Origin of the sequence: Microvirga sesbaniae, from assembly GCF_025460805.1 — a bacterium.
Taxonomy (GTDB): Bacteria; Pseudomonadota; Alphaproteobacteria; order Rhizobiales; family Beijerinckiaceae; genus Microvirga; species Microvirga sesbaniae.
Window position 1 is genome coordinate 56,508 of sequence record NZ_JAMXFJ010000008.1, and the last position, 23,210, is coordinate 79,717.

At 66.7% G+C, this 23,210-nt stretch carries 24 protein-coding genes; 5 read left to right on the forward strand and 19 right to left on the reverse strand.

What is annotated here, in order from left to right; all coding sequences use genetic code 11:
* Positions 1–57: 57 nt before the first annotated feature.
* From OCW50_RS33205 to OCW50_RS13520, 19 genes are all read right to left on the reverse strand, one after another.
* On the reverse strand, positions 58–639 hold the full coding sequence (locus OCW50_RS33205) for a c-type cytochrome (protein WP_315974427.1): 582 nt from the start codon (positions 637–639) through the stop codon (positions 58–60).
* Positions 620–1,525 carry a cytochrome c oxidase assembly protein gene (locus OCW50_RS13435; protein ID WP_262297889.1) on the reverse strand — a complete coding sequence of 302 codons (906 nt, stop codon included), beginning with the start codon at positions 1,523–1,525 and terminating at the stop codon, positions 620–622. The genes OCW50_RS33205 and OCW50_RS13435 overlap by 20 nt, the downstream gene beginning before the upstream one ends.
* Positions 1,522–1,872 carry a hypothetical protein gene (locus tag OCW50_RS13440; protein ID WP_262297890.1) on the reverse strand — a complete coding sequence of 117 codons (351 nt, stop codon included), beginning with the start codon at positions 1,870–1,872 and terminating at the stop codon, positions 1,522–1,524. The genes OCW50_RS13435 and OCW50_RS13440 overlap by 4 nt, the downstream gene beginning before the upstream one ends.
* A gap of 4 nt (positions 1,873–1,876) precedes the next feature.
* The gene (locus OCW50_RS13445; RefSeq protein WP_262297998.1) at positions 1,877–2,506 is read right to left on the reverse strand and encodes a cytochrome c oxidase subunit 3; all 630 of its coding nucleotides are present in this window, start codon (positions 2,504–2,506) and stop codon (positions 1,877–1,879) included.
* A 2-nt stretch (positions 2,507–2,508) separates the two neighbouring features.
* Positions 2,509–4,434, reverse strand: a complete 1,926-nt coding sequence (ctaD, locus tag OCW50_RS13450; protein WP_373371390.1) for a cytochrome c oxidase subunit I — start codon at positions 4,432–4,434, stop codon at positions 2,509–2,511.
* A gap of 83 nt (positions 4,435–4,517) precedes the next feature.
* A complete protein-coding gene (coxB, locus tag OCW50_RS13455; protein WP_262297891.1) occupies positions 4,518–5,522 on the reverse strand; it encodes a cytochrome c oxidase subunit II in 1,005 nt (334 codons plus the stop codon).
* A 7-nt stretch (positions 5,523–5,529) separates the two neighbouring features.
* The gene (locus tag OCW50_RS13460) at positions 5,530–6,090 is read right to left on the reverse strand and encodes a c-type cytochrome (RefSeq protein WP_262272796.1); all 561 of its coding nucleotides are present in this window, start codon (positions 6,088–6,090) and stop codon (positions 5,530–5,532) included.
* On the reverse strand, positions 6,087–6,911 hold the full coding sequence (locus tag OCW50_RS13465) for a substrate-binding domain-containing protein (RefSeq protein ID WP_262297892.1): 825 nt from the start codon (positions 6,909–6,911) through the stop codon (positions 6,087–6,089). The genes OCW50_RS13460 and OCW50_RS13465 overlap by 4 nt, the downstream gene beginning before the upstream one ends.
* Positions 6,892–8,700 (reverse strand): methanol/ethanol family PQQ-dependent dehydrogenase, encoded by a 1,809-nt coding sequence (locus OCW50_RS13470; protein ID WP_373371385.1) that lies wholly within the window; start codon positions 8,698–8,700, stop codon positions 6,892–6,894. The genes OCW50_RS13465 and OCW50_RS13470 overlap by 20 nt, the downstream gene beginning before the upstream one ends.
* Positions 8,701–8,816: 116 nt before the next feature.
* Entirely contained in the window at positions 8,817–8,984 is a 168-nt protein-coding gene (locus tag OCW50_RS13475; protein ID WP_262272794.1) for a hypothetical protein, read from the reverse strand.
* Positions 8,985–9,054: 70 nt separating this feature from the next.
* A complete protein-coding gene (gene pedC / locus OCW50_RS13480) occupies positions 9,055–9,864 on the reverse strand; it encodes a lanthanide ABC transporter permease protein PedC (RefSeq protein ID WP_262297893.1) in 810 nt (269 codons plus the stop codon).
* Positions 9,861–10,577 carry a lanthanide ABC transporter ATP-binding protein PedB/LutE gene (pedB, locus tag OCW50_RS13485; RefSeq protein WP_262297894.1) on the reverse strand — a complete coding sequence of 239 codons (717 nt, stop codon included), beginning with the start codon at positions 10,575–10,577 and terminating at the stop codon, positions 9,861–9,863. The genes pedC and pedB overlap by 4 nt, the downstream gene beginning before the upstream one ends.
* Positions 10,574–11,536, reverse strand: coding sequence for a PQQ-dependent catabolism-associated beta-propeller protein (locus OCW50_RS13490; protein ID WP_262297895.1), 963 nt, complete (start codon positions 11,534–11,536; stop codon positions 10,574–10,576). Before OCW50_RS13490 ends, pedB begins: the two co-directional genes overlap by 4 nt.
* Positions 11,524–12,696 (reverse strand): lanthanide ABC transporter ABC transporter substrate-binding protein PedA1, encoded by a 1,173-nt coding sequence (pedA1, locus tag OCW50_RS13495; RefSeq protein ID WP_262297896.1) that lies wholly within the window; start codon positions 12,694–12,696, stop codon positions 11,524–11,526. Before pedA1 ends, OCW50_RS13490 begins: the two co-directional genes overlap by 13 nt.
* Complete coding sequence (locus tag OCW50_RS13500; protein WP_262297897.1) at positions 12,693–13,340, reverse strand: ABC transporter ATP-binding protein; 648 nt, start codon at positions 13,338–13,340, stop codon at positions 12,693–12,695. Before OCW50_RS13500 ends, pedA1 begins: the two co-directional genes overlap by 4 nt.
* Complete coding sequence (locus OCW50_RS13505; RefSeq protein WP_262297898.1) at positions 13,337–14,098, reverse strand: ABC transporter permease; 762 nt, start codon at positions 14,096–14,098, stop codon at positions 13,337–13,339. The genes OCW50_RS13500 and OCW50_RS13505 overlap by 4 nt, the downstream gene beginning before the upstream one ends.
* Positions 14,099–14,106: 8 nt before the next feature.
* Complete coding sequence (locus OCW50_RS13510; RefSeq protein ID WP_262297899.1) at positions 14,107–15,081, reverse strand: ABC transporter substrate-binding protein; 975 nt, start codon at positions 15,079–15,081, stop codon at positions 14,107–14,109.
* Between the two features lie 142 nt (positions 15,082–15,223).
* Complete coding sequence (locus OCW50_RS13515; RefSeq protein ID WP_262297900.1) at positions 15,224–16,147, reverse strand: helix-turn-helix transcriptional regulator; 924 nt, start codon at positions 16,145–16,147, stop codon at positions 15,224–15,226.
* An 87-nt stretch (positions 16,148–16,234) separates the two neighbouring features.
* Positions 16,235–17,203, reverse strand: coding sequence for a VOC family protein (locus tag OCW50_RS13520; protein WP_262297901.1), 969 nt, complete (start codon positions 17,201–17,203; stop codon positions 16,235–16,237).
* A 193-nt stretch (positions 17,204–17,396) separates the two neighbouring features.
* Between OCW50_RS13520 and OCW50_RS13525 the strand changes: the two genes are divergently transcribed.
* From OCW50_RS13525 to OCW50_RS13545, 5 genes are all read left to right on the forward strand, one after another.
* Entirely contained in the window at positions 17,397–18,080 is a 684-nt protein-coding gene (locus OCW50_RS13525; protein WP_262297902.1) for a hydrolase, read from the forward strand.
* A 99-nt stretch (positions 18,081–18,179) separates the two neighbouring features.
* Complete coding sequence (locus OCW50_RS13530; RefSeq protein WP_373371386.1) at positions 18,180–20,147, forward strand: amidohydrolase; 1,968 nt, start codon at positions 18,180–18,182, stop codon at positions 20,145–20,147.
* Between the two features lie 10 nt (positions 20,148–20,157).
* Entirely contained in the window at positions 20,158–20,583 is a 426-nt protein-coding gene (locus OCW50_RS13535; protein ID WP_262297904.1) for a DoxX family protein, read from the forward strand.
* Positions 20,580–22,211, forward strand: coding sequence for an MFS transporter (locus OCW50_RS13540; protein ID WP_262297905.1), 1,632 nt, complete (start codon positions 20,580–20,582; stop codon positions 22,209–22,211). The genes OCW50_RS13535 and OCW50_RS13540 overlap by 4 nt, the downstream gene beginning before the upstream one ends.
* 24 nt (positions 22,212–22,235) lie before the next feature.
* Positions 22,236–23,057, forward strand: a complete 822-nt coding sequence (locus tag OCW50_RS13545) for an alpha/beta fold hydrolase (RefSeq protein WP_262297906.1) — start codon at positions 22,236–22,238, stop codon at positions 23,055–23,057.
* Positions 23,058–23,210: the final 153 nt, after the last annotated feature.

Below are 23,210 nucleotides of genomic sequence, written 5' to 3' on the forward strand. Positions count from 1 at the left end.
TCGCCATGACGCTCGCATCGGTCCATCGAGGGCCTGCTTCAGATGGCCGGAGGCACCTCAGCGCAACGTGTAGAGATAGGCCGCGACATGCCGCGCCTCGGCGCGGGAGATCCCGGTGATGGGCATGGCCGTCTTGGGATCGATGGCGCGCGGATTCTCGATCCATTGGATGAGACTGTCCGGTGAGTTGATGGCCACGCCGCCGATATAGACCCGGGCGGCAAACCCCTGGAGGGTCGGTCCGACCTTGCCCTGAGCGCCGGGAACGCCGGGGATCGTGTGGCAGCCGGCACAGCCATAGCGCTGCGCGAGATGCCGTCCCAGGTCGGGATCCCCCATGGTGAGCGCCACAGCGCGGGCGCGGGCCTCCCGGTCGAACTTCATCTGGTATCCGGCATAGACGCCGGCTCCGATCAGCACGAGCAGACAGAGCACGAGAGAGACGGAACGGGTACGGAAGCGGGTGGGTCCGGCAACCCGGATGCCCCGCAGGTGAGCCTCGGGATTGAATGGGGCAGGCTCTCTCCGCCTGGAGCGCGATGCCGATCCGATGCGCCGGGGCTTGAGAAAGATCCATGCCGTTCCAAGGGCCAGCGCTGCCGCCAATGGGGCCAGGACCCTAGCGCGCCGCATGAGCATGCTTGCCTCCGAGGTGTCGCGGCGCGGACCGGGCGATCCACAGGCCGGCCAGGATCAGCGCCGCACCCGCATAGACCATTCCGGCGGGGATCCACATGAAGAGGCCGGCCAGTTGCTGATCCTCGAGCGGGGTGAGACCCCACTCCGCCGCCTGGGACGTCTGCGCCGGATAGATCGGCCTGCGGAACAGGGCGAGCAGAATGCCGAGAAAGCCCGTGTGGAGCGAGGTCACGAAAAGGTAGAACACCGACGCGCCGTAGGTGCGTTCCCGGCCCATGAGGAGCGCGCGCCAGAACAGGAGGGCCGTGACGAAGAAGCTGAGATGCTGCAGCCAGTGGATCCAGGGATCCGCCAGGGCCGCCTCGTAGAGTCCGGGGGCGTGCCAGATCCAGAGCGCCAAGCCATGGAGCAGCGTCGCCGGCAGCGGGGTGGTGAGCCAGAGCCACGCTCGCGCCACGACGGGCGACTGGCCCCATCCGCCGATGCGCGACCGCAAGCGTGCCGGGAAGGCCCAGAGCATCGCCACCGGCCGGCCTAGGACGAGGAGCGGGGCTGCGGCCGTCATGAGGATCTCGTGCTCGATCATGTGAGCGACGAACAGGCGCTCTCCCAGCCAGTGCAGCGGCGCAACGAGCGCTGAGACGAGCAGCAGCCAGCCGGCGGCGAAGCACAGGGCCTGCCAGATCCTGACGCCCCGCCCGACGCCGGCCCGGCGCCAGAGATGGGCCGTACCGACCGCGTACAGGGAGCCCGAGACCGTCAGCGGAAGGGTGACCCACGGATTCCAGGTCCAGGTCGCGGCTGTGTCGGTCCAGTGCACGTGGCCGGCATGGGCCTGCGCCTCCCCGGCCAGCACGAACAGCAGCAGGACGGCAATCGCTCTCATCGCTCGCACCCGTGGAAGACGAGTCCGGCTGCGCCTTGGAGAAGGATGACGAGCGTGAACAGGACCGCGATCGCGATGCCCATGAGGGCCACGAACCGGTGCGGCCGCCCAGCTCCGGTGGAATCAGGCGCCGGCGTCGGCGCCTCACTGGCATAGCCGCGCCACGAGAGGTATCCGCCGGCGAGGCTGATGACCGCCATGGCCGCGGCGAAGACAGGGATGAACGGCACCTGATGGGCGCAGACCCAGGGCACGGCCGCGTAGTTGACCTGCGTGTCGGCCAGCCAGGCGATCGGCCCGGCGAAGACGCCGGCGGATGGCAGACCGCGCGAGATCATTCCTGCCATGGGCTCACCACCATCTCGGGAACCAGTAGAGAATGACGTAGATCGGCAGCCACGAGGCCACGACGAAATACCAGTAGAAGGCATTGTCGCCCACGTCGGAGAAGCGTTTGCCGTGGCCGTGACGGGTGAACATCAGCACGGTGAGCACGATCGTGTCGCCCAGATCGGTGATGAGGTGCAGCGTGTGCAGGCCGAGCAGGAGCCAGACCACGGACCCGTAGGCGTTCTGGTCCCAGCGCACGTGGAGCGTCCCGGCCTCGAACACGCGGATGCCCAGAAGAGCCACGCCGATCACGCTCATGATCACGAGATCGCGGCGGGACCCCGCAAGGTCCTCCCGCTCCCCGTCCCGCTTGGCCATTTGGTTCGGCCAGATGCTGACGAGGAGGAGGACCGTGAAGAGGCTCGACCAGAGAAGATCCGGCGGCGGCGCGCTCAGCGGCCAGTTGCCGTTGATGAAGACGAGATAGAAATACATGCCCGCGGCAAGGGCAAATCCCATGCCCTCGGCGGCCGCGAACCCCACCGTGCCCCACCAGATCGGGCTGCGCGGGCCGTAGGCATAGGCCGGCAGGTGCCTGGCGTTCAGAACGATCCGATGCGGCAGCATGGCGTCGCGCGAATGAGCGTCCATCGTCATCGCTCGTCCTCCGTGCTCGGCTTGGGCCAGAACCACCCCATGAGCGTCACCGCGAGCGGAATGCTGCCCCACACCAGAGCCCAGGGCGTGAACATGGAGCCGACGAAGAGGATCGTCGTCGCGATCGCCGCCATGAACGGCCAGATCGAGGGCTCGGGCGTCGACTCCCGCAGGTCCGCGCGCCCATGGGTGATCGTCGAGACGATCTGCTCCCGGTTCTCGACGCTCAGGCCCGCGACCACCGGAAGGCTGCCGCGGTGGGCCCAGAGCGGCTCGCGATTGGTCACGACGGGAATGCGGTCGAAATTCTGCGGCATGGGCGGCGAGGCCGACGCCCATTCGAGGGTTCCGGCATTCCAGGGATTGGGGCCGGCCAGAGGGCCGCGGCGGGCGCTGGACACGATGTTGTAGAGGAAGAGCACGAAGCTCCCGAAGAACAGGACCGCCCCGGCCGAGGAGAGGAGGTTCAGGTTCGCCCAGCCCATTTCCGGCAGATAGGTGTAGACCCGGCGCGGCATGCCCATCAGGCCCGTGATGTGCATGGGAAAGAAGGTGACGTTGAAGCCGATGAAGGCGAGCCAGAAATGCCATTTGCCGAGCCGCTCGCTCATCATGCGGCCCGTAAATTTAGGGAACCAGTAGTACACGGCGGCGATGAGCGGGAACACGTTGCCGCCGATGAGCACGTAGTGGAAATGGGCGACCACGAAGAACGTGTCGTGGACCTGGGTGTCGAGCGGCACCGAGGCCAGCATGATGCCCGACAATCCTCCGGCCACGAAGATGAAGAAGAACCCCAGGATGAACAGGAGCGGCGCGCGGAACACCGGCCTTCCATCCCACAGGGTCGCGATCCAGCAGAAGATCTGAATGCCGTTCGGGATGGCGATGAGCATGCTGGACGCGGTGAAGAAGCTGGCGCCGAGCTGCGGCAGGCCGGTGGTGAACATGTGGTGCACCCACAGGCCGAAGGACAGGAAGCCGGTCGCGATGAGGGACAGCACGAGGGCGATGTAGCCGAAGGCCTGGCGCCGGGAGAACGTTACCACGATGGCCGAGACCCAGCCCGTGGCCGGCAGGAAGATGATATAGACCTCGGGATGGCCGAAGAACCAGAACAGGTGCTGGTAGAGCAGCGCGTCGCCGCCTTCCGCCGGGTTGAAGAAGTGCGTGCCGACGAGCCGGTCCATCATCAGGGTGGCCGACGCGGTTACAACCGCAGGCAGAGCGAAGATGATGACGAAGGAATTGATGAGCTCGGCCCAGACGAACAGAGGGATGCGGTCGAGAGTCATGCCGGGGGCGCGCAGCTTGAACACCGTCACGATGATCGAGATCGCCACCGCGATGCCGGACACCTCCGTGAAGGTGATCATCTGCGCCCAGAAATCCGCCCGCTTGCCGGGGGAGAACTCCGGACCGGAGAGCGGAACATAGGCAAACCACCCGACATCCGGGCCGATGTTGAGCATGAACGCGACCCAGATCATGAGGCCGCCGAAGAGATAGACGTAGTAGGAATATGCGTTCAGGCGCGGGAACGCGATGTTGCGCGTGCCCACCATGAGCGGCACCAGATAGACCGCGAAGGCCTCGCCGATCGGCACGCCGAAGAGGAACATCATCGTGGTGCCGTGCATGGTGAAGAGCTGGTTGTAGAGATCCGGCCCGACGAGCCTGTTCTCAGGGACAGCCAGCTGCATGCGCATGACCACGGCGGACAGGCCGCCCAGGAAGAGGAAGAGGATCGCCGTGACGATGTAGCGGCGTCCGATGATCTTGTGATCCACCGTGGACAGGGTGCCGACGAGCCCCCTGTCGGTGCCCCAGGTCTTGGCGAGCCGCGCCGTCAGCTCGGCTCCGTCCACCTGATCGTCGCGCAGCTCATCGGGGCTCGGAGGCGCATCCGCCTCGCTCTGCACGCCGGGAAGGCCGCCGCGCTCCCCCGTCGCAAGACGCGAAATCTCGGGGACGCCGTCGAGATCGTGGGGTGTGATCGCCCGGGTCACTTCAGCCCCTCCAGATAGGTTGCGAGAGGCTGAACCTCGTCGGGATCGAGCTGGATCGTCGGCATGTTCACGCCCGGCTTGACGCCGTGCGGGTCCACGATCCAGGCCGCGATATTCCCCCGCGTCGTCTCCAGGGTTCCGGCGCCGATCGTGCGGCGGCTTCCCACGTGAGTCAGGTCCGGGGCGACCTTGCCGCCGGCATCCGTGCCGCGGATCTGGTGGCACATGACGCAGGGCTTGGACATGAAGATCTCCATGCCGCGCTGCCGCTCGTCATCGGTCGGCGGTATGGCGGAGGAGATCTGCTGCTCGCGCCAGCGCTCGAAATCCTCCTTGCTCTCGGCAACCACGAGCAGACCCATATGGGCGTGCTGAAGGCCGCAATACTCCGCACATTGTCCGCGGTACACGCCCGGACGATCCGCCTGGATCTGGATCTGGTTCTGGCGGCCGGTGATCGCATCCATCTTGCCGGTGAGGCTCGGAACCCAGAACGAGTGGATCACGTCGGAGGATTCGAGCTTGATCAGCACGGGCTCGCCGACCGGTATGTGGATTTCGTTGGCCGTGGTGAAGACACGGTTCGGCTGGGCGTCCTCGTAAGTCACCTGCCACCACCATTGCTGTCCCTTGACCAGGAGCGACAGGCCCCCGTCCTTGTGGGCGAACAGAACCTTCTGGGCCGCATAACTGAGGCCCGTCAGGGAAACCACCGTCACGAGCGTCAGGGCGATGGCGATCGAGATCGTGACGGTCATGCGCCGCTCGGTTCCGGGATCCGTGGCCAGCGGATCCGCATCAGGAGCGCGCCGTCTGCGCAGCGCCAGGACAAGGGCGATCATGGTCAGGACCCACACCGTGGCGAGGACGGCAACGAAGATCCAGAACATGCGGGCCAGGGCGCCCGCGGCAGGCCCGTGGGCGTCGAGGGCCGATTGCCAGCCCTGACAGCCTCCGAGCGGCAGGAGGGCCAGGACGAGAAATGGACCAATCCTCCTCATCACCGCCTCATTGCGGCATCTGGGCGGAGGGCGGGATCTGACCGCCGTCGATCACCTCGCCCGGGGGCCGGCGCTGCTCGGCCGGACCGGGACTCATATCGTCCTTGCGGCTCGGCGCTGCCGGCTTCGGCACGTTGCGACCCATGGACCGGATATAGGCCGCGATCTGCCAGATCTGATCGTCCGGGATCTTGCCGCGGAACGACGGCATGCCGTTCGGCCGACCTTCCCGGATTGTCTGGACGATGTTCTCGATCTGCCCGCCATAGATCCAGCGGTCGTCCATGAGCGCCGGTCCGGAATCGCCGCCGCCATTGGCATGGCAGCCGTTGCAGTTGAACCACGTATACAGGCGCTGGCCCTGCGAGATGTGATAGGCGTTCTCCTCGTAGTCCTTGCCCAGGCCCGACCTCTGCTCGGTCGGCCCGCCAGGCCCTGCCGACAAGGGCACCAGCGCAATCTTCTCGTTCGTCTCGGCCGTGACCGGGTTGGACCGATAATCGCGGTCCTCCCTCTCGCAGGCGGCAAGGACGACGGCGGCGAGCGACAGGATCAGAACCGTTCTCATGGCGTGCGCCCTGCCTGCTTCATGCCGGTGTCGAGACGCGGGACCCCGTAGGCCGCAAGAATGGCATCCACCTCCGGCCGGTGCCGGGCGAGCGCTGCATCGACCTCCTGGCGCAGGGACTCATCCTCCTTTCGCACGGCCATGGAGATATCGAACGCCATGGGAAGCTGCGGCCCGTCGAAGATCGGTCGCACCGGGGTGACATTCAGCGGAACGGTTTCGCGCCCTGCGAAGTAGCCCCCGAGGGGTCCCCAAACCACCGCGACGTCGATATCACCGTTCGCCAGGGCCTTGAGGATCCGCGCCGGCGGGTCGGGTTCGTTGTAGTCGCCATAGATCATGAAACCGCGCACGTTCTCCACGATGCCGCGGCGAGAGAGGGCGTGCGCCGGCGGCGTGTTCGAGCCGTCGTCGCCGATGAGGTGAACGCCGATCGTGACGGCGCGCAGAGCCGGATCGTTGAACGACACGATCTCGGGACCGCCCGCGCGCGTGACGAAGACATAGGACGACCGGTAGTACGGCGCGGTCGTCCGCACGCCTTCGAGATTCGCCGGGAGACCGGGCACCAGATCGCAGATCTCGGCCTTGAGCGTGTTGCGAAGGAAGCCGCGGCGCTGCGCCCACCAGGTGTAGCGGACCTCCGCGCCGAGTTCCCGGGCGATCAAGGAGACGATCTTGTTCTCGAAACCCTCGGCCGCTTCGTTGGAGAACGGGAGATTGTTGGGATCGGCGCAGACGCGAAGCTCCCGCGCCTGAACGCCGCCGGCCATGACCAGCAGCGCGGCAAGAGCGGCACCTTTAAGGAAGCTTGAACACATAAAGCGTTCCTCCCTTGGTGGTGACGTTCTTCAGGTCCCGCACGGCATTGACGAAGCCTTTGGCGGCCGAGCTGTCTCGGGGGTCGAGATCGCCCGAGACGATCGCCCCGGCCCAGCCGCCGACGCCGGAGAGAATGGCGACATATTGCTTGCCATCGGGTCCGCGATAGGTGGTCGGCTGGCCGATGATTCCGGAATCGACCTTGAACTGCCACAGCACCTCGCCGGTGCGCGCATGCACGGCTTTGAACCAGCCCTCCATGGTGCCGTAGAACACCACGTCGCCGGCCGTGGCGAGGGCGCCGCTCCAGAGCGGGAAGCGCTCGTTGATGGTCCAGAGCTCCTTGCCCGCCTGAAGATCCCAGGCGGAGAACTCGCCCATATGGCCGCCGGGGCCGGGATACATGCGGACTTCCGCGCCCACGTAAGGCGTGCCGGCGATGTAGTTCGGCTCGACGCTCTCCCAGTCCATGCACATGTTCATGTGCGGGATGTAGAGAAGACCGGTCTTGTGGGAGAACGCGCTCGGGTTCCAGTCCTTCGCACCGGGCGCGGTCGGGCAGATGTCGCGCACCACCCGGTTGTTCACCGGCTCCTTCTCGGAGTTGTACGCGATGCGGCCCGTCTTGAGGTCGACGCCCGTCACGGCCGTCAGCGCGTGGAACGGCTTCGCGGACAGGACCTCGCCCGTGGTCCGGTCGATGATGTAGAGAAAGCCGGTCCGGCCCGGATGGACCAGCACCTTGCGGGGCTTGCCGTCCCATTCCATGTCGAGGAGGATCAGCTCGTTGATGTTGTCCCAGTCATGGAGATCGTGCGGCGCGGTCTGGTAGAACCAGCGTGCCTCGCCGGTATCGGGATCCCGGGCGAAGATGCCCGCCGTCCACTTGTTGTCGCCGGGGCGCTGGTTGGGGTTCCAGGGACCCGGATTGCCGGTGCCATGGTAGAGAAGGTTGAGGTCCGGATCGTAGGACAGCCATCCCCACACCGTGCCGCCGCCTTGCTGCCAGGCATCCGCCGGCCAGGTGGTGACGCCGAGGTCCTTGCCCTTGTCGCTGTCGTAGAAGGGCTTGAAGGTCGGCCCGATCTTCACGTCCTGATCCGGACCGGTGTTGTAGGCCTTCCAGACGCTCTGGCCGGAATTGATGTCGAGGGCCTGGATCCAGCCCCTCACGCCGTACTCGCCCCCGGAGATGCCGACGATCACCTTGTCCTTCACGACCAGGGGCGCCATGGTCATGGTCTCGCCCCGGTTGATGTCGCCGAGCTTGGTCTTCCAGACCTCCTCGCCCGTCTCGGCGTTCACCGCCACCACATGGGCGTCCAGGGTCGTGAAGACGATCCGGCCGTTGGCGAAGGTAGGCCCCCGGTTGACCAGGTCGCAGCAGGCCACGCCCTGAGCGGCCGCGGCCGGCTTCGGATTGTACTGCCATTTCATCGGCGCGCCGGGCTGCGTCAGGTCGAGGGCATAGAGAATATTGGGATAGGGAGAGAGCACGTACATCGTGCCGCCGACCACGAGCGGCGCGGATTCCTGTCCCTTGTTGACGCCGGTGGAGAAGGTGAAGGCCACCTGGAGGTTCTTGACCGTCTCGGTGTTGATCTCGGACAGATCGCTGTAGCGCGTGGACGCGTAGTTCTTCTGCGGGATCGTCCACTGGCCGTCTTCGGGCGTGGCAGCGAAGGATGGCGCGGCAGGCTGCGGGGGCGTGGACTGGGCCAAAATCGGTGAGGCAGGCTGCAAGATCAGCGAGAGCGCCAGAACGAGGGCAAGACGAACTCCACCCAAGATGGTCCTCCGGAACGCTTGGACGCGCCGCGTCGGCTGCGGCTCGACTCTAACTGTGGCGCTTCAGGTATGTTCCCGAAAATGTGATCCTAACGTAAGGGAACTTCGATGAGGCCTCAGCGCCAGTAATCCCGCACCGGAATCCCGTAATCGTTGGCGGCGGCGACGAGAATGTAGGCGCCGATGGCTGTCAGGAGCCCGATCAGGAGAAGGGTCACCAGAAAGCCCGGCTCGCGGAAAACCCGCAAATCCTTTCGCAACGAACTGGTCTGCGGCTCTGTCATGGTCGATCACCGGTACGGTTCCTGCCATGGGAGCAACCGTGAAGCGAGGCCTCCTGTTCCCGCGGCACGATCAGGCCCCCTTGGCGATGCGGCGCGCCCAGAACCCGCGGCCGGGATCATAGCCCCAGACCCCGAGCGCGAAGAAGACCGCGAGGGCGAGGATACAGACGGCGAGTGCCACGGGCTCGAACCGCAGGTAGAGCGCGAAGCGGATCAGCTCGACCGCGTGGGAGAACGGGTTGAGCCCGGCGATCGCCGCGAGGATCGGGCTGACCTCCTCGAGGCGCCAGAGAGGGTAGAGCGCCGTCGAGGCGAAGAAGAGCGGAAAGATGACGAAGTTCATGACGCCGGCGAAATTCTCCAGCTGGCGGATCATGGACGAGAGGGCAAGACCGAAGGCCGCCAGCATCAGGCCGGCGAGGCCGAGGGCCGGCATCGCCGCCAGGTAACCGAGCGCGGGCGGCCGCACGTCCCAGAAGCGCGCGAGGACAAGAAACAGATACACGATGGGCAGCACCGTCACGGTGTTGGCGAGCAGGCGGGCGCCGAGCAGCCACCAGCGTGGCAATGGGGCGGTCAGGAGCACCCGCATCGACCCCATCTCGCGATCGTAAACCATGGAGAGCGAGCTCTGCATGCCGTGGAACAGCAGCATCATTCCGACGAGTCCGGGGACGATGTAGACTTCGTACAGGATGTAGGTCTGGTAGGGCGGGATGATCGAGAGCCCGAGCACCGAGCGGAACCCCACGGCGAAGATACCAAGCCAGACCAGCGGCCGCACGACCGCCGCGGCCAATCGCCCGCGTTGCCCGACGAGACGCAGCATCTCCCGATGCATGATGCCGATCAGGGCACGCGAGGCATAGCGCATCTTCATGATGGCCCTCCCGTGATCCGCAGGAAGGCTGCTTCGAGGGCGGCGCTTGGTGCGAGGTCGCCTGCCCTCCCGTCCCAGTGCACCCTCCCCTGGTGCAGGACCACGAGCTGATCCGAAGGCTCGACCTCGCCGAGCATGTGGGTGGCCCAGAGAACACCCAACCCGTTGCGGCAGAGGTCGCGCACATGGGTCAGGAGCAGCTGGCGGGCGGCAAGGTCGAGACCGGCGGTCGCCTCGTCGACGATCAGGAGCCTGGGCCGATGCAGAAGCGCCCGCGCAATTTCCACACGCCGGCGCAGACCGCCCGAGAGGGACCGCACCTTGTCGCCCTGGCGGTCGCCGATGCCGAAGCGCTCCAACTCGTCGCGCGCCCGCTCCCGCGCCTCCCGGCGCGAAAGCCCGTGCAGGGCGCCATGATAGGTCAGGTTCTGACCGACGGTGAGATCCAGATCCAGGGTCGGCATCTGGAAAACGACGCCGAGGCGGGCGAGTGCCGGGAGCGGGTCACGGCGGATCGAGTGGCCGAAGATGCGGATATCGCCGTGCTGCGCATTGTAGAGTCCCGTCACCAGGGAGATGAGCGTCGTCTTGCCGGCGCCGTTCGGGCCCAGGAGCACCGCGAAGGAGCCGGGTTCCACCGACAGATTCACCTCGGACAACGCCCGACGTCCGCCGAAGCCGTGGCTCAGGTTGTCGATGGCAAGGGCCGTCATGGCGCGACGACGAGCCCCCAGGGCGAGCGGCCGACCCCGATGGTCTTCACCACCTCCCTGTTGTCGAGATCGATCACCGAGACGTCGCTCGAATTGCCGTTGGCCGTGTAGAGCCGTTTCCCATCCGGCGAGAGGGCGATGTGCCAGACCCGCTGACCGACAAGATAGGTGCGCAGCACCTTGAAGGTTTTCGCGTCGATCTCGGCGACGCGGTTCGCGGGACCCAACGCCACATAGGCGCGGGAGCCGTCGGGCGTCAGCTGAATGCCGACCGCCTGCACGAGCTCGCGTGGAACCCCCGGCACCTCGAAGCCGATCCTGGCCAGAGGCTCGCGCGTCCCGGCGTCGAACACCTCCACGGTTCCGCGCAATTCGGACGAAACCCAGATCTGACGGCTGTCGCCCGAGACCTGCGCCACCCGCGGCCGCGTGCCGACGAGCACGTTGTCGACGAGTTCGAGCGTCTGCGCATCGATCACGTGGAGCATGCTCGTGGTCTCCGAGGTGTTCACGACGAAGCGGCCGTCCGGGCTCACGCCCATTCCCTCCGGTTCGACGCCCACCTGCACCTCGGCGACGATCCGCCGTTCGGGAATGTCCAGGACGGACACGAGGTTGTCGTTTTCGTTGGCCACGAACAGACGGCGCCCGTCCGGATGCAGCACGAAGAACTCCGGATCCTCGCCGGACGGCAACGAGCCGTCCACGCGTCGGGATTTGAGATCCACCACATCGATCCGGTTGTCGTCGCCCACCGCCACGTAGAGCGTCTGCCTGTCCGCGCTCAGCCCGATGCCCCGCGGCCTGCGCCCAACAGGAATCGTACCGGTCTGGTCCAGGGTCGTCCCGTCGATGATCGAGACGGTGTTGTCCTGCTCGTTCGACACATAGACCGTCTCGGCAAGAGCCGCCTGGAGGCTGAGCGCGATGGCCAGCACTGCGACGATCAGAGCTTGCATCCGCTCTCCTCCCGGTCCGTCCCCAGCGTATCGAGTTCAGATCCACGGTGCAGATAGCCCGTCTGCGGCGAGACGGAGACGAGAAGCCGAGGCCCCGCGATGAGGATCGGCTGTCGCATCTGCCCGTCCCAGGCCCGGAAGCTCTGCCCCTGTCCCTTGAAGCCCGAAAGGATGAAATCCGGGCCGCGCAGGAAGGACGCGATTCCGGCCGGATCGATGCTGCGGGACCTGACAGCGGCTTCGCCGATGGCGCGCACCGCCGCCCAGGCGGCGTAATCGACGGCGCTCATCCGCCGGCCGGCGGATTTCTCGAACCGGGACTGAAGCTGCGTCGCCCCCCATTGCTCCGCCACGGGGCTCCAGCCCGTGGCGACGAGCCCGTGGGTGCCGACGACGGGACGGGGCCGCGCTGTGCGGCCGGAGAGGAACTCGCCGAACTCGTTCGCCTCATCGGCGACGACGAGCACGTCGTGGTCGGCAACCTGGGTCAATGCCGGGATCTCGGTCTGCAGCGCCACATGGCCGGTATCCGTGCGCGCGTGGCCCGGCTTGAAGGTCCATTCCTTCTCGACGACGATCTCGGCCCCGAAGCGCGCAGCCGCGCGGCGGAACGCGTCGGCCTGCAGCCTGTCGCCGGACGTGCCGCCGGTCACGAGAAACCAGCGCCGCCAGCGCCTGGACATCAGGTACTGCGCGAGCGCGTCGGCCAGCATGGCGCGGCTCGGGATGGTGTGGAGCACGTTGGCGCGGCAGGATTCGTTGCGAAGCGCGTCATCCGGCGCGCGGGCGTTGATGAGCAGCATTTCACGGGCTTCGGGCACGGAGGCTGCTTTCAGCAGGAGCGACGCATCGAGATCCGAGACGACGAGGCGGATCCCTTGCCGCGCCAGCTCCCGGACGACGTCCTCGGGATGGCCGTCCTTCCCGACGCCGCGCTCCACGAGCGTGAAGCTCTGTCCCGTGAACCGGCCGGTGGTCGCGTTGTCGGAGAGACCCAGGCGCGCCCCTGCGATCCCCTGGTCCCGAATCGGCCGGTCGAGGGGCGAAACCGGCTCGACCGGATCGCGCTCCTGCGAGACGACCGCGATGGTGATGACGCCTTCCTCGGCCAGAGCAGGCGCAGACAGGAATATGGCGATCAGGACCAGCACGATCTTCATTCAGCGGCCCTCGCCTCGTGAAAGGGCCGGTCCTCGACGATCCGGGCCGGGGACCCGCCCAAGGTGATGACGCGATGGGCGAGGGCCGCCGCTTCGTGCCAGTGATGCGTGACGAGCAGCGTCGTCGGGCGCAGCCGGCGCACATGGGACGCCACAAGATTCTGCATCTCGCGGGACGTATCGTCGTCGAGAGACGCGAAGGGCTCGTCCAGGAGGAGAAGCTTTGGCTCCACCGCCAGCGCACGGGCCAGGGCCACGCGCCGCGCCATGCCGAGCGAAAGCTGATGCGGGTAGACGTCTTCCGAGCCCGCCAGACCGATCTGACGCAGCCATTCCCCGGCCTTTGCGGGCTGGTCTGGAAGAGCAAGCTCGAGATTCCGGCGCGCGGTTCGCCACGGGAGAAGGCGCGGCGTCTGGAAGAGATAGCCGACGGGCTGCCGCAAGCCCGTGACGGATCCCTCGAAGTCCGCGTCCAGCCCGGCCACGATCTGCAGGAGGCTGGACTTGCCGATGCCGGATGGCCCCACGATGGCGCAAACCTCGCCGTCGGCGAGTTCGAGCGCCAGGTTGTCGAACAGCACGCGAGGCGGAGCACCGCCTTGCGCCGGATGAATCTTCCGGGCGATCATGATCCGAATCGTCATCGACGCCACCGTCCCGAGCGGCGTTCGAGCGGCGCGAAGAGAACGGCCTCGATGAGCAGGACACACAGGACGAAGGCCGCCGCATAGGCCATGACCCGCGGCACGTCGAAGAGCTGAAAATAGCTCTGCAGCTGGAACCCGACCCCGTTGGAGCGTCCGAGCAGCTCGACCACGAGAACGATCTTCCACACCAGCGCGAGCCCGTTGCGGGCTGCGGCCAGGGCATAGGGCGCCAGTTGAGGCGCAATGACCTCGCGCAGCGTCGTCCATGCGCCGAAGCGGTAGACCTGCGCGACGTCCGTGTAGTCCCGGTCGAGGGCTCTCGCACCTTCCCGAAGCGTCACGGCGACGTTGGGGATCTTGTTGAGCGCCACCGCCACCAGGAGGGCGGTCTCGACCAGGCCGAGCCACACATAGGTCAGGATGATGATCACCAGCGCCGGCACATTGAGCAGGATGACGAGCCACGGATTGAGCCAGCGGTCGAGCCATCCCAGGCGCCCGAGGGCGACGCCCAGGGCCGTGCCGGCGACCATGGCAATCCCGAAGCTGATGCCGACCCGCGCCAGGGTGATGCCGAGGTGATGAAGCAAGGGTCCGTCGACGGCCTCACGGACGAGGCTCTGCAGCACCGCCAGGGGACCGGGAAACAGCCTGCTCCCGGCCCAGCCGGCCCCAATCTGCCACAGGCACAGGAAGAGCAGGACAGAGGCAATGCCCTGCCATGCCCCCCTGCCCTCGACCTCAGCACCACGCATCGACGGCCTCAATAGGAGATTGCGGGCCAGAAGGTCCTCGCATCCAGTGCCCTCGACGACCCGACCAGCTTGTCGCCCCCGATCCTCACGAGAATAGCATAAAGATCGGCGCAAGCCCGTCTCTCGGCTTCGGACCACCGATCCGGAATCCCGCTGCGAAACCCATCCTGGAGGGCCGCCAGAGCCGTCGGGTCGTCGGTGCCGATCTGCGGGGCCAGACGGATCCACTCGTCCCGCGAGCCGGCCAGCAGCGCCTTCGCATCCCGGGAAGCCGCGACGAAGCCCTGAAGGGCCGCATCCGCGCGGACGGCCCAGCCTTCCCGAAAGGCATAGCCCAGCATCGGCACCTCGTGATCGATGCCGAGGCCCCGGATCATGTCGTCGACGGACAGGAGCGCTCTGGCGCCCTCGGCCTCCAGGCGGGCCGCATAGTGCCAATAGGTCAAGACGGCGTCGATGCGGCCGCGGGACAGTTCCTCGTTCAGGAGCGGCGGAGCTCCGAAGACCGGCTCGACGGCCTCCGCGACATCGACGCCGAGTTCCTTCTGCGCATAGGCCCGGAGGAGCAGCCAGCTCTTGTCGAGGGGTCCGCCTGCAATACCGATGCGCTTGCCCTTGAGATCGCGGAGGCTTCCGATCTTGGAATCCGGCGGGACCATGAGCGCGCCGACAGCCCGTGAATAGGGAACGAAGCTGAAATCGGCCCCCTCGCTCCGCTGGCGGGCGACCCAGGGCCAGTCGGTAACGATCACGTCCACCGCGCCCGCCTGCAGGGCGACCTTGGCGGCCTCGTTGGAGGCGAACTCGACCGGCACGACCGTGATGCCGTGCTTCCGGTCGAGCCCGTGATGGCGGAGGGTGTCGATCTCCCAGGCGACGGTGCCGAACCTGAGCAAGCCGGCCCGGACCGCGCGGTCTTCCTGGGCCTGCGCGGGTCCGAGGGCGAGCAGGACGAGGATGAACCAGGCAATTCTGACGCGCATGGTCGCACTCGGGGCAAACAACAGCCCCAGTCAACGGTCAAGCTTTGGATTGGTTCCCAATCCTGATCGCCATCCTGAAACCGGAGGCTGAACCGTTGGTCATGGTGCCGATTGCAGGGCCGCCAGGGCCCATGGCCTTCACTCAGCGAAGCATCGCCCGCCGCCATTTTCCAGGGCTCGCGCCGACGCAGCGCGTGAAGACGCGGGTGAAATAGCTCTGGTCGCCGAAGCCGCAGATGAGCGCGATGTCGGCCAGGGGCAGGGTCGAGGACACGAGAAGGCTCTTGGCCTCCTGCACGCGGATCTGCGTCAGGTAGTGATGCGGGCTCATTCCTGTCGTACGGCGGAACGCCTTGGCGAAGTAGCTTGGCGTGAGACGGCATTCGCGCGCGATGTCGGCGATGGTCAGACGGGCCGCAAGCCGGGAGTGCATGATGTCCCTGGCGCGGCGCTCCTGCCACGGTGCGAGCCTGCCGTTGTCGGGAATCGCCGGGAGATGCACGCCCCCGTAGCCTTCCGCGAAATAGGTCAGCAGGCTCAGCGCCATCTGATCGACGAACAGTGGATTGGTCTGTGACAGTTCCGGCGGCGCCGCGAGAAGGAAGGCACACATCGATCCCAGGATCGGGTCGGTGGCGTCGGGCATGGCGCGCAGACTCGAGATCGGCGATGCGCCGCGCTCATAGGCCAGATCGTCGAGAGCCTCCTTGCGCATGTAGAACTGCATGCCGTCGAACGGTCCACGGATCCGGCTGCGGGGATCTTCCGACAGGTCGGCCGCGCTGACCGTCCCTGCCGCGAAGCCCCGCGCGTACCGCATGCGGCCGTTGAGCCAGAACTCGTGCTCCTCCACGTCCTTCAATTTATAGGTCGCGCTGAAGGCAGCCTCGGGCTCGATCAGGACCGTCCGTTCCCGATCCTGGCGCGTGCAGGTCAGCCGCGTCACGGCGAGGGAAAGGCGGTCGTCCTTCGAGACCTGCAGGATGCTCTGAGTGACCATCTCGACATGACGTCCGAGCCGTCGGCCGAACAACCCGGATTGCGTGTTTTCCTGAACAGCTGGCATGTCAACTCGCTTCAATCGATTGAGATCGTGGCCTGCAGGTTGGACCCTCGGCTCGTCGCGATCCGCACGCGGCAGAGGGATCGGCGCTTATGTTATCTCCTCGGATTTGTGTCGCTGGGATGTCGGGAGCGGCAGAGACGGCAGGAGCAGCTCCAGCTCGCCGCGCCTCTCCTCGAGGGAGGGAGGAAGCTTCAAGCCCATGCCCAGCCTTTCAGGAGTTTCATCGATTGCGAACCCTGGCCCGTCGGTTGCGAGCTCCAGGAGAAGACCGCAGGTCGAACGGAAATTGACGGACCGATAATAGACTCGATCCCTGGGCTCCGTCGCGGCGATTCCGTACCGGTCGTGGAGCGCACGCACAAGGGCATCCTGATCGAGGGAGTCGCGGGCCCGAATGGCAACATGATGAATGCTCCCTCCTCCCAGCTGGCCTCGCGGGAGAAGGCCGGCCTCGTCGAGCGTGATGGTGCCGCCCGGCTGGTCATGCGCCGTGAGGCGGACGAGATTGCCCTGGCGGCCTCTCTCGTTAAAGCCCAAAACCTCTCGAAACAACTCGCTCAGCGGATCGGCCCGGCGCACCTTCAACACAAGATCGTGAAGGCCCTGGAGCGCGTAGGCGGCAGGCACATCAGCACGGTTCCAGCCGGCTGGCGCCGCGGGTGCGTCTGCCTCCACGAGGGACAGCATCGCGCCATCCGGATCCTCGAAGGTGAGACATGGTTCGCCGAACGCCGTCCGTTCCAGCCGGTGGGGAACACCCGCTTCCCGAAAGCGCCGCTCCCACCAGTCGAGCGCTCCCGGGGGAATGCGGAACGACGTCTGCCATGCCTCGCAGGCGCCGCGCCTGCCGCGGGGCACCCGCTGCCACGGGAACAGGGTGAACAGGGTGCCGGGCCGGCCGACTTGGTCTCCGAAGCAGAGGTGGAACGTGCCCGGATCCTCGTGGGACACCGTCCGCTTGACGAGCCTCATGCCGAGGAAACACGCATAGAAGCGGCAGCTCCGCTCAGCGTCGCTCGAGATCAGCGTCACGTGATGAAGGCCGCGTCCGGCCATGGCTGCACTCCGGTGTATCGTTTCCGCCACCCTATCGACGGGCCATCGCGTTTGTCTCGTCCTCTTTCGCCCGGCGTTGACACTTTCCTGAACGCCACGCCCGAATCGTCCAAGTCCGTTTCATTTTCGACAAGATTATCGAGACCAATGGCTCGATTGTTCTCCGGCAGCCCTCACCAGAACAGGATCGATCATGTCCGTCAAAGCATCCCCCACGCCCGGCTCGAAACTCATCAACCCCGACGATCATGCTTTGATCCTCATCGACTTCCAGTCCCAGATGTCGTTTGCGACGAAATCGATCGATGCCGTGAACCTGCGCAACAATGCAGCCATGATCGCCCAGGCTGCCGCCGGCTTCAAGGTTCCGACGATCCTGACCACCGTCGCGGAGAAGAGCTTCTCGGGACCGATGTTCTCCGAGGTCACGGACGCCTTTCCGGGCCAGAGGCTTCTCGACCGCACGTCGATGAACACCTGGGAGGACGCGGCCGTCATCGACGAGGTGAACCGGATCGGCAAGAGCCGCCTCGTCTTCGCGGGTCTCTGGACGTCGGTCTGCATCGTCGGCCCGACGCTGTCGGCGCTCGATCAGGGCTTCGAGGTCTATGTGGTGACCGATGCGTGCGGCGATGTCTCGACCGAAGCGCACGAGCGCGCGGTGGAGCGCATGATCCAGGCCGGCGTCCGGCCGATGACCGCCCTGCAATACCTGCTCGAGCTGCAGCGCGACTGGGCCCGGACCGAAACCTACGACATGACGACGGGGATCGCGAAGAAGTACGGCGGCGCCTACGGCCTCGGCATCATCTACGCCAAGACCATGTTCGGCGCGAGCGAGGGCGCCCACGGCACCCCGGCGGCCGCGGCGGAATAGCCCCCCTCCGGCGGGTGCGGGGACCGTCCCTGCATCCGCACCATCCTGATCGATGTCCCGTCGACTGCCATGCGCGGACGACGCGAGCGAAAGCCGGCTATGTCCATGCCTCATGATCGTCGTACCGTGCTCGCCGGCCTTGGCGCATTCGGGGCCGGATTTGCTCTTCCCAAAAGCCTGGAGGCCCAGACGATGAAAACGTCCGCCGACATGATCCTGTTCAACGGACGGATCACGACCCTCGACCGTCAGGCGCCCGAAGCGGCTGCCGTGGCCATCCGGGACGGACGCTTCCTCGCCGTCGGCGACGAACGGGAGATCATGACCCTGGCCGCCCCCGACACGCGCCGCGTGGACCTGAACGGCCGCCGGGTGATCCCCGGCCTGATCGACAGCCACATGCACATCATCCGCGGCGGCCTGAACTACAACATGGAACTGCGCTGGGACGGCGTCCGCTCCCTGGCCGACGCCATGCGGATGCTGAAAGATCAGGTCGACCGCACGCCGGCGCCGCAATGGATGCGTGTGGTCGGCGGCTTCACGGCGCATCAGTTCGCCGAGAAGCGGCTGCCGACCCTCGATGAGATCAACGCCGTCTCGCCCGACACGCCCGTCTTCATCCTGCACCTCTACGACCGTGCGCTGCTGAACGGCGCGGCCCTGCGGGCCGTCGGCTACACGAAGGACACGCCGGACCCGCCCGGCGGCGAGATCCAGCGGGATGCGCAGGGCAATCCCACCGGCCTGCTCATCGCCAGGCCCAACGCCACCATCCTCTATGCGACCCTCGCCAAGGGCCCGAAGCTTCCGCCCGAATACCAGAAGAACTCCTCGCGCCACTTCATGCGCGAGGTGAACCGGCTTGGCGTCACCGGCGTCATCGATGCGGGCGGCGGCTTCCAGAACTATCCGGACGATTACCGGATCATCGAGGAGCTGCACCGGGAGGGCCAGCTCACGGTGCGCCTCGCCTACAACCTCTTCACCCAGAAGCCGAAGGAGGAGCTGAAGGATTTCGACACCTGGGCCAAGCAGGTCACGCCGGGCCAGGGCGACGATCTCTACCGCCACAACGGCGCCGGCGAGATGCTGGTCTATTCGGCCGCGGATTTCGAGGATTTCAAGGTCGAGCGTCCCGAGATGCCGCCTTCGATGGAGGCCGAGCTCGAGCCCGTCGTCCGCCTGCTCGCCCAGAACCGCTGGCCGTGGCGCCTGCACGCCACCTATAACGAGACCATCACCCGGGCTCTCGACGTGTTCGAGAGGGTGAACCGGGACGTGCCGCTCGAGGGCCTGCACTGGTTCATCGATCATGCCGAGACCATCGACGAGCGCAACATCGACCGAATCGCGGCTCTCGGTGGCGGCATCGCGGTCCAGCACCGGATGGCGTTCCAGGGCGAGGACTTCGTGGAGCGCTACGGCGACAGGGCGGCCGAGCGCACCCCCCCGGTCCGGCGGATGCTGGAGGCCGGCGTGCCGGTCGGCGCCGGTACCGACGCCACCCGGGTGGCCTCCTACAATCCCTGGGTCTCCCTGTCCTGGCTCGTGACGGGCAAGACGCTGGGAGGGCTGACGCTCTATCCGGCGGCGAACCGCCTCGACCGGGAAACCGCCCTGCGCCTGTGGACCGAAGCCAACACCTGGTTCTCGACGGAAGAAGGCAAGAAGGGACAGATCAAGGCGGGCCAGCTGGCGGATCTGGCCGTCCTGTCCGACGACTACTTCTCCGTTCCGGAAGACTCGATTCAGGACATCGCGTCGGTTCTCACCCTCCTCGGCGGCCGGCCGGTTCACGCAGATGCCGAGTTCAAGGACCTCGCGCCGCCGCTGCCTCCCCCGATGCCGGACTGGTCGCCCGTCCGGAGCTTCGGCGGCTATCAGCAGCGCCGCGCCGGCCTCGAGACCGACCGCAAATACGCTTTCGCGGCGGCGGCCTGCGGCTGCGCCAATTCCTGCGGGGTGCACGGCCATGCCCATGCGGGCGCCTGGGGCGCCACCCCACCGACGTCGGATTCACGCTCCTTCTGGGGCGCGCTCGGCTGCTCATGCTGGGCCTTCTGAGGGAAGCACCATGACCGACATCGCCGTTCCCCGGCCGATCGCTCGCATGCTGGGCCTGCCCGGCTTCGCCTCCCTGGCGCGCCTCGCGCTTGCGTCGCCGTTCCTGATCAGCGGGATCGTGAAGCTCGCCGATTTCGGCGGTGCCGTGGATGAGGTCACGAGCCTTGGCCTCCAGCCGGCCACGGCGATCGCAGCCCTCGTGGTCGCCACGCAGCTCGCCGGATCCATCCTCTTCCTTGCCCGCCGGACCTGCTGGCTCGGCGCCGGGATCCTGGCCGTGTTCACGGTTCTGGCAACCCTTCTGGCGCATCCTTTCTGGGCTTTCGAGGGGGCCGATCGAGGCCGTCAGACGGCGACCTTCTTCGAACATGTCGCCATTGTCGGCGGCCTTTCTGTCGCGGCTCTGCTTTCGCAGGGTCGGAGCGCCCGCTCATGAGCGAGACTCCGGCCGGCCTCGCAACGGCGCCGGAATCCCCGCCGCCCGGCACCTTCGCGCCTCTCCGCCACCGCCTCTTCGCGGTGATCTGGACCGCCACGGTGGTCGGCAATATCGGCACCTTCATGCGGGACGTGTCGTCCGCCTGGCTCGTCACCGGGCTTTCCGCCTCGCCCGCTTCGGTGGCCATGATCCAGGCGGCCGGCACGCTGCCGTTCTTCCTTCTCGCCATCCCGGCCGGCGTCCTGTCCGACATCCTCGACCGGCGCCGCCTTCTCATCGCCCTTCAGGTCGTTCTCGGAAGCGTCAGCTCCCTGCTGGCTGTTCTGGCCTGGACCGGATCCGTGTCCGTCGAGAGCCTGATCGCCCTCACCTTCCTCGGCGGCGCGGGCGCGGCCCTGGCGACCCCGGCCTGGCAGGCGATCACGCCGGAACTCGTTCCGCGATCCGACCTGAAAGGCGCCGTGGCGCTCAACTCGCTCGGGATCAACATCGCCCGCTCGATCGGGCCCGCCCTGGGCGGATTTCTGCTGGCGCTTCTCGGAGCCGCAGCCGTCTACGGGCTCGACGTCCTGACCTATGTCCTTGTCGGAGGCGCCCTGCTGTGGTGGCGTCGCGAGGCGGATGCCGATGACGGCCTGAGGGAGAATTTCGGCGGGGCCTTGCGCGCCGCCCTGCGCTACGCCCGGGCGAGCCGCGACCTCCATCGCATCCTGTGGCGGGCCGTCGTGTTCTTCGCCTTCGCCAGCGCCGTCTGGGCCCTGCTCCCCATCGTCGCCCGGCAGGAGATCGGCGGCGGGCCGGGCTTCTACGGCCTCCTGCTCGGCAGCGTCGGGGCCGGCGCCATCGCGGGCGCCGTCCTTCTGCCGCGGGCCCGCGCCCGGCTTGGGCAGGACCGGCTGGTGCTCGCCGCAACCCTCGTGACCGCCGCCGCGACCATCCTGCTCGCCCTCACCAATTCCGAGATCGTGGCGATCGTCGCGACCTTCGTGCTCGGCATCGCGTGGATCGCCATGCTGACCACCCTCAACAGCACCATGCAGGCCATCCTGCCGAACTGGATCCGGGGACGCGGCCTCGCGATCTACCTGACCGCCTTCAACGGCGCGATGGCGGCGGGCAGCCTCGGCTGGGGCTTCCTCGCGCAGGAGATCGGCACCGACGCCACCCTGATCACGGCCGGCTTCAGCCTCGTCGCGGTTGCCCTGCTGGCTCATCGGGCGGCCCTGCCGGCCGGGGAAAGCGACCTGACGCCGTCGCTGCACTGGCCGGAGCCGGCCATGGCCGAACCCGTCGCGCATGACCGGGGACCAGTGTTGATCATGGTGACCTACCGCATCCTGCGGGCCGACCGCGCCGCTTTCCTGGCCGCGCTCGAGCGCCTCTCCGAGGAGCGCTGGCGGGACGGCGCCTATTCCTGGGGCATCTCCGAGGATGCCGCCGATCCCGAGCACATCGTCGAGTGGTTCTTCGTCGAATCCTGGGCCGAGCATCTGCGCCAGCATAAGCGGATCTCGAAGGCCGACGCGGACCTCCAGGCCGAGGCCCGGCAGTTTCACCAGGGCATCGAGCCGCCCCTGGTCCAGCACTTCCTGGCCGTCGAAAGGCCGGGCCGACACCCGCGTTGAAGCGTTTAACAAGGAGAGGACCCCATGGGGACCATCACGACGAAGGACGGAACGAAGATCTTCTACAAGGACTGGGGAGCGGGTCAGCCGATCCTGTTCTCGCATGGCTGGCCGCTCTCGGCCGACGCCTGGGACGGCCAGATGCTGTTCTTCGGCCAGCAGGGCTACCGGGTCATCGCGCATGACCGACGCGGCCATGGCCGTTCGGACCAGACCTGGAACGGCAACTCCATGGACCAGTATGCGGACGACCTGGCCGAACTGATCGAGACGCTCGATCTCAGGGATATCATCATGATCGGCCATTCCACGGGCGGCGGCGAAGTCGCGCATTATATCGGCCGCCATGGCTCGGCCCGCGTCGCGAAGGTCGTCCTCGTCGGCGCCGTGCCGCCGCTCATGCTGAAGACCGAATCCAACCCGGAAGGCACGCCGATCGAGGTCTTCGACGGCATCCGCCAGAATACCGCCGGCGACCGCTCGCAGTTCTTCAAGGACCTCACCATGCCGTTCTACGGGTTCAACCGTGACGGCGCGAAGGTCAACGAGGGCCTGCGCGACTCCTTCTGGCTTCAGGGCATGATGGGCGGCATCAAGGGCGAATACGACTGCGTCCACGAGTTCTCGGAGGTCGACTACACCGAGGATCTCAAGAAGATCGACAAGCCGACGCTCGTGATTCACGGGGACGACGACCAGATCGTGCCGATCAAGGCATCGGCGGAAAAGACCGCGAAGATCGTCAGGGGCGCACAGCTCAAGGTCTATCCGGGCGCCCCCCACGGCTTGGCGCAGACGGAGGCGGACCGGTTCAACGCCGACGTGCTCGCCTTCATCAAGGGCTAGAGCTGCTTCCACTCACGTGGAATCATCTCTTGTCTTTGCCGAGCCGCATTTTTTGACGGTGAACCGGATCCACTTCACCGAAAAATGCTCTAGAGCCTCGGGCCCCAAAAATGACCACCACAGTTTGTGCGCGGGAAGCAAGAGTTTCCCGGC

What these genes read in the sequence shown, in the direction of transcription:
- OCW50_RS13540 (WP_262297905.1), top strand. Translation starts at nt 20,580, where the DNA reads ATGAGCGAGACTCCGGCCGGCCTCGCAACGGCGCCGGAATCCCCGCCG.
- OCW50_RS13510 (WP_262297899.1), bottom strand. Translation starts at nt 15,081, where the DNA reads ATGCGCGTCAGAATTGCCTGGTTCATCCTCGTCCTGCTCGCCCTCGGA.
- OCW50_RS13435 (WP_262297889.1), bottom strand. Translation starts at nt 1,525, where the DNA reads ATGAGAGCGATTGCCGTCCTGCTGCTGTTCGTGCTGGCCGGGGAGGCG.
- OCW50_RS13465 (WP_262297892.1), bottom strand. Translation starts at nt 6,911, where the DNA reads ATGTGTTCAAGCTTCCTTAAAGGTGCCGCTCTTGCCGCGCTGCTGGTC.
- OCW50_RS13460 (WP_262272796.1), bottom strand. Translation starts at nt 6,090, where the DNA reads ATGAGAACGGTTCTGATCCTGTCGCTCGCCGCCGTCGTCCTTGCCGCC.
- OCW50_RS13490 (WP_262297895.1), bottom strand. Translation starts at nt 11,536, where the DNA reads ATGCAAGCTCTGATCGTCGCAGTGCTGGCCATCGCGCTCAGCCTCCAG.
- OCW50_RS13500 (WP_262297897.1), bottom strand. Translation starts at nt 13,340, where the DNA reads ATGACGATTCGGATCATGATCGCCCGGAAGATTCATCCGGCGCAAGGC.
- OCW50_RS13520 (WP_262297901.1), bottom strand. Translation starts at nt 17,203, where the DNA reads ATGGCCGGACGCGGCCTTCATCACGTGACGCTGATCTCGAGCGACGCT.
- pedB (WP_262297894.1), bottom strand. Translation starts at nt 10,577, where the DNA reads ATGACGGCCCTTGCCATCGACAACCTGAGCCACGGCTTCGGCGGACGT.
- OCW50_RS33205 (WP_315974427.1), bottom strand. Translation starts at nt 639, where the DNA reads ATGCTCATGCGGCGCGCTAGGGTCCTGGCCCCATTGGCGGCAGCGCTG.
- OCW50_RS13545 (WP_262297906.1), top strand. Translation starts at nt 22,236, where the DNA reads ATGGGGACCATCACGACGAAGGACGGAACGAAGATCTTCTACAAGGAC.
- coxB (WP_262297891.1), bottom strand. Translation starts at nt 5,522, where the DNA reads ATGAGGAGGATTGGTCCATTTCTCGTCCTGGCCCTCCTGCCGCTCGGA.
- pedA1 (WP_262297896.1), bottom strand. Translation starts at nt 12,696, where the DNA reads ATGAAGATCGTGCTGGTCCTGATCGCCATATTCCTGTCTGCGCCTGCT.
- OCW50_RS13525 (WP_262297902.1), top strand. Translation starts at nt 17,397, where the DNA reads ATGTCCGTCAAAGCATCCCCCACGCCCGGCTCGAAACTCATCAACCCC.
- OCW50_RS13475 (WP_262272794.1), bottom strand. Translation starts at nt 8,984, where the DNA reads ATGACAGAGCCGCAGACCAGTTCGTTGCGAAAGGATTTGCGGGTTTTC.
- OCW50_RS13505 (WP_262297898.1), bottom strand. Translation starts at nt 14,098, where the DNA reads ATGCGTGGTGCTGAGGTCGAGGGCAGGGGGGCATGGCAGGGCATTGCC.
- OCW50_RS13530 (WP_373371386.1), top strand. Translation starts at nt 18,180, where the DNA reads ATGTCCATGCCTCATGATCGTCGTACCGTGCTCGCCGGCCTTGGCGCA.
- OCW50_RS13445 (WP_262297998.1), bottom strand. Translation starts at nt 2,506, where the DNA reads ATGGACGCTCATTCGCGCGACGCCATGCTGCCGCATCGGATCGTTCTG.
- OCW50_RS13515 (WP_262297900.1), bottom strand. Translation starts at nt 16,147, where the DNA reads ATGCCAGCTGTTCAGGAAAACACGCAATCCGGGTTGTTCGGCCGACGG.
- OCW50_RS13535 (WP_262297904.1), top strand. Translation starts at nt 20,158, where the DNA reads ATGACCGACATCGCCGTTCCCCGGCCGATCGCTCGCATGCTGGGCCTG.
- pedC (WP_262297893.1), bottom strand. Translation starts at nt 9,864, where the DNA reads ATGAAGATGCGCTATGCCTCGCGTGCCCTGATCGGCATCATGCATCGG.
- OCW50_RS13440 (WP_262297890.1), bottom strand. Translation starts at nt 1,872, where the DNA reads ATGGCAGGAATGATCTCGCGCGGTCTGCCATCCGCCGGCGTCTTCGCC.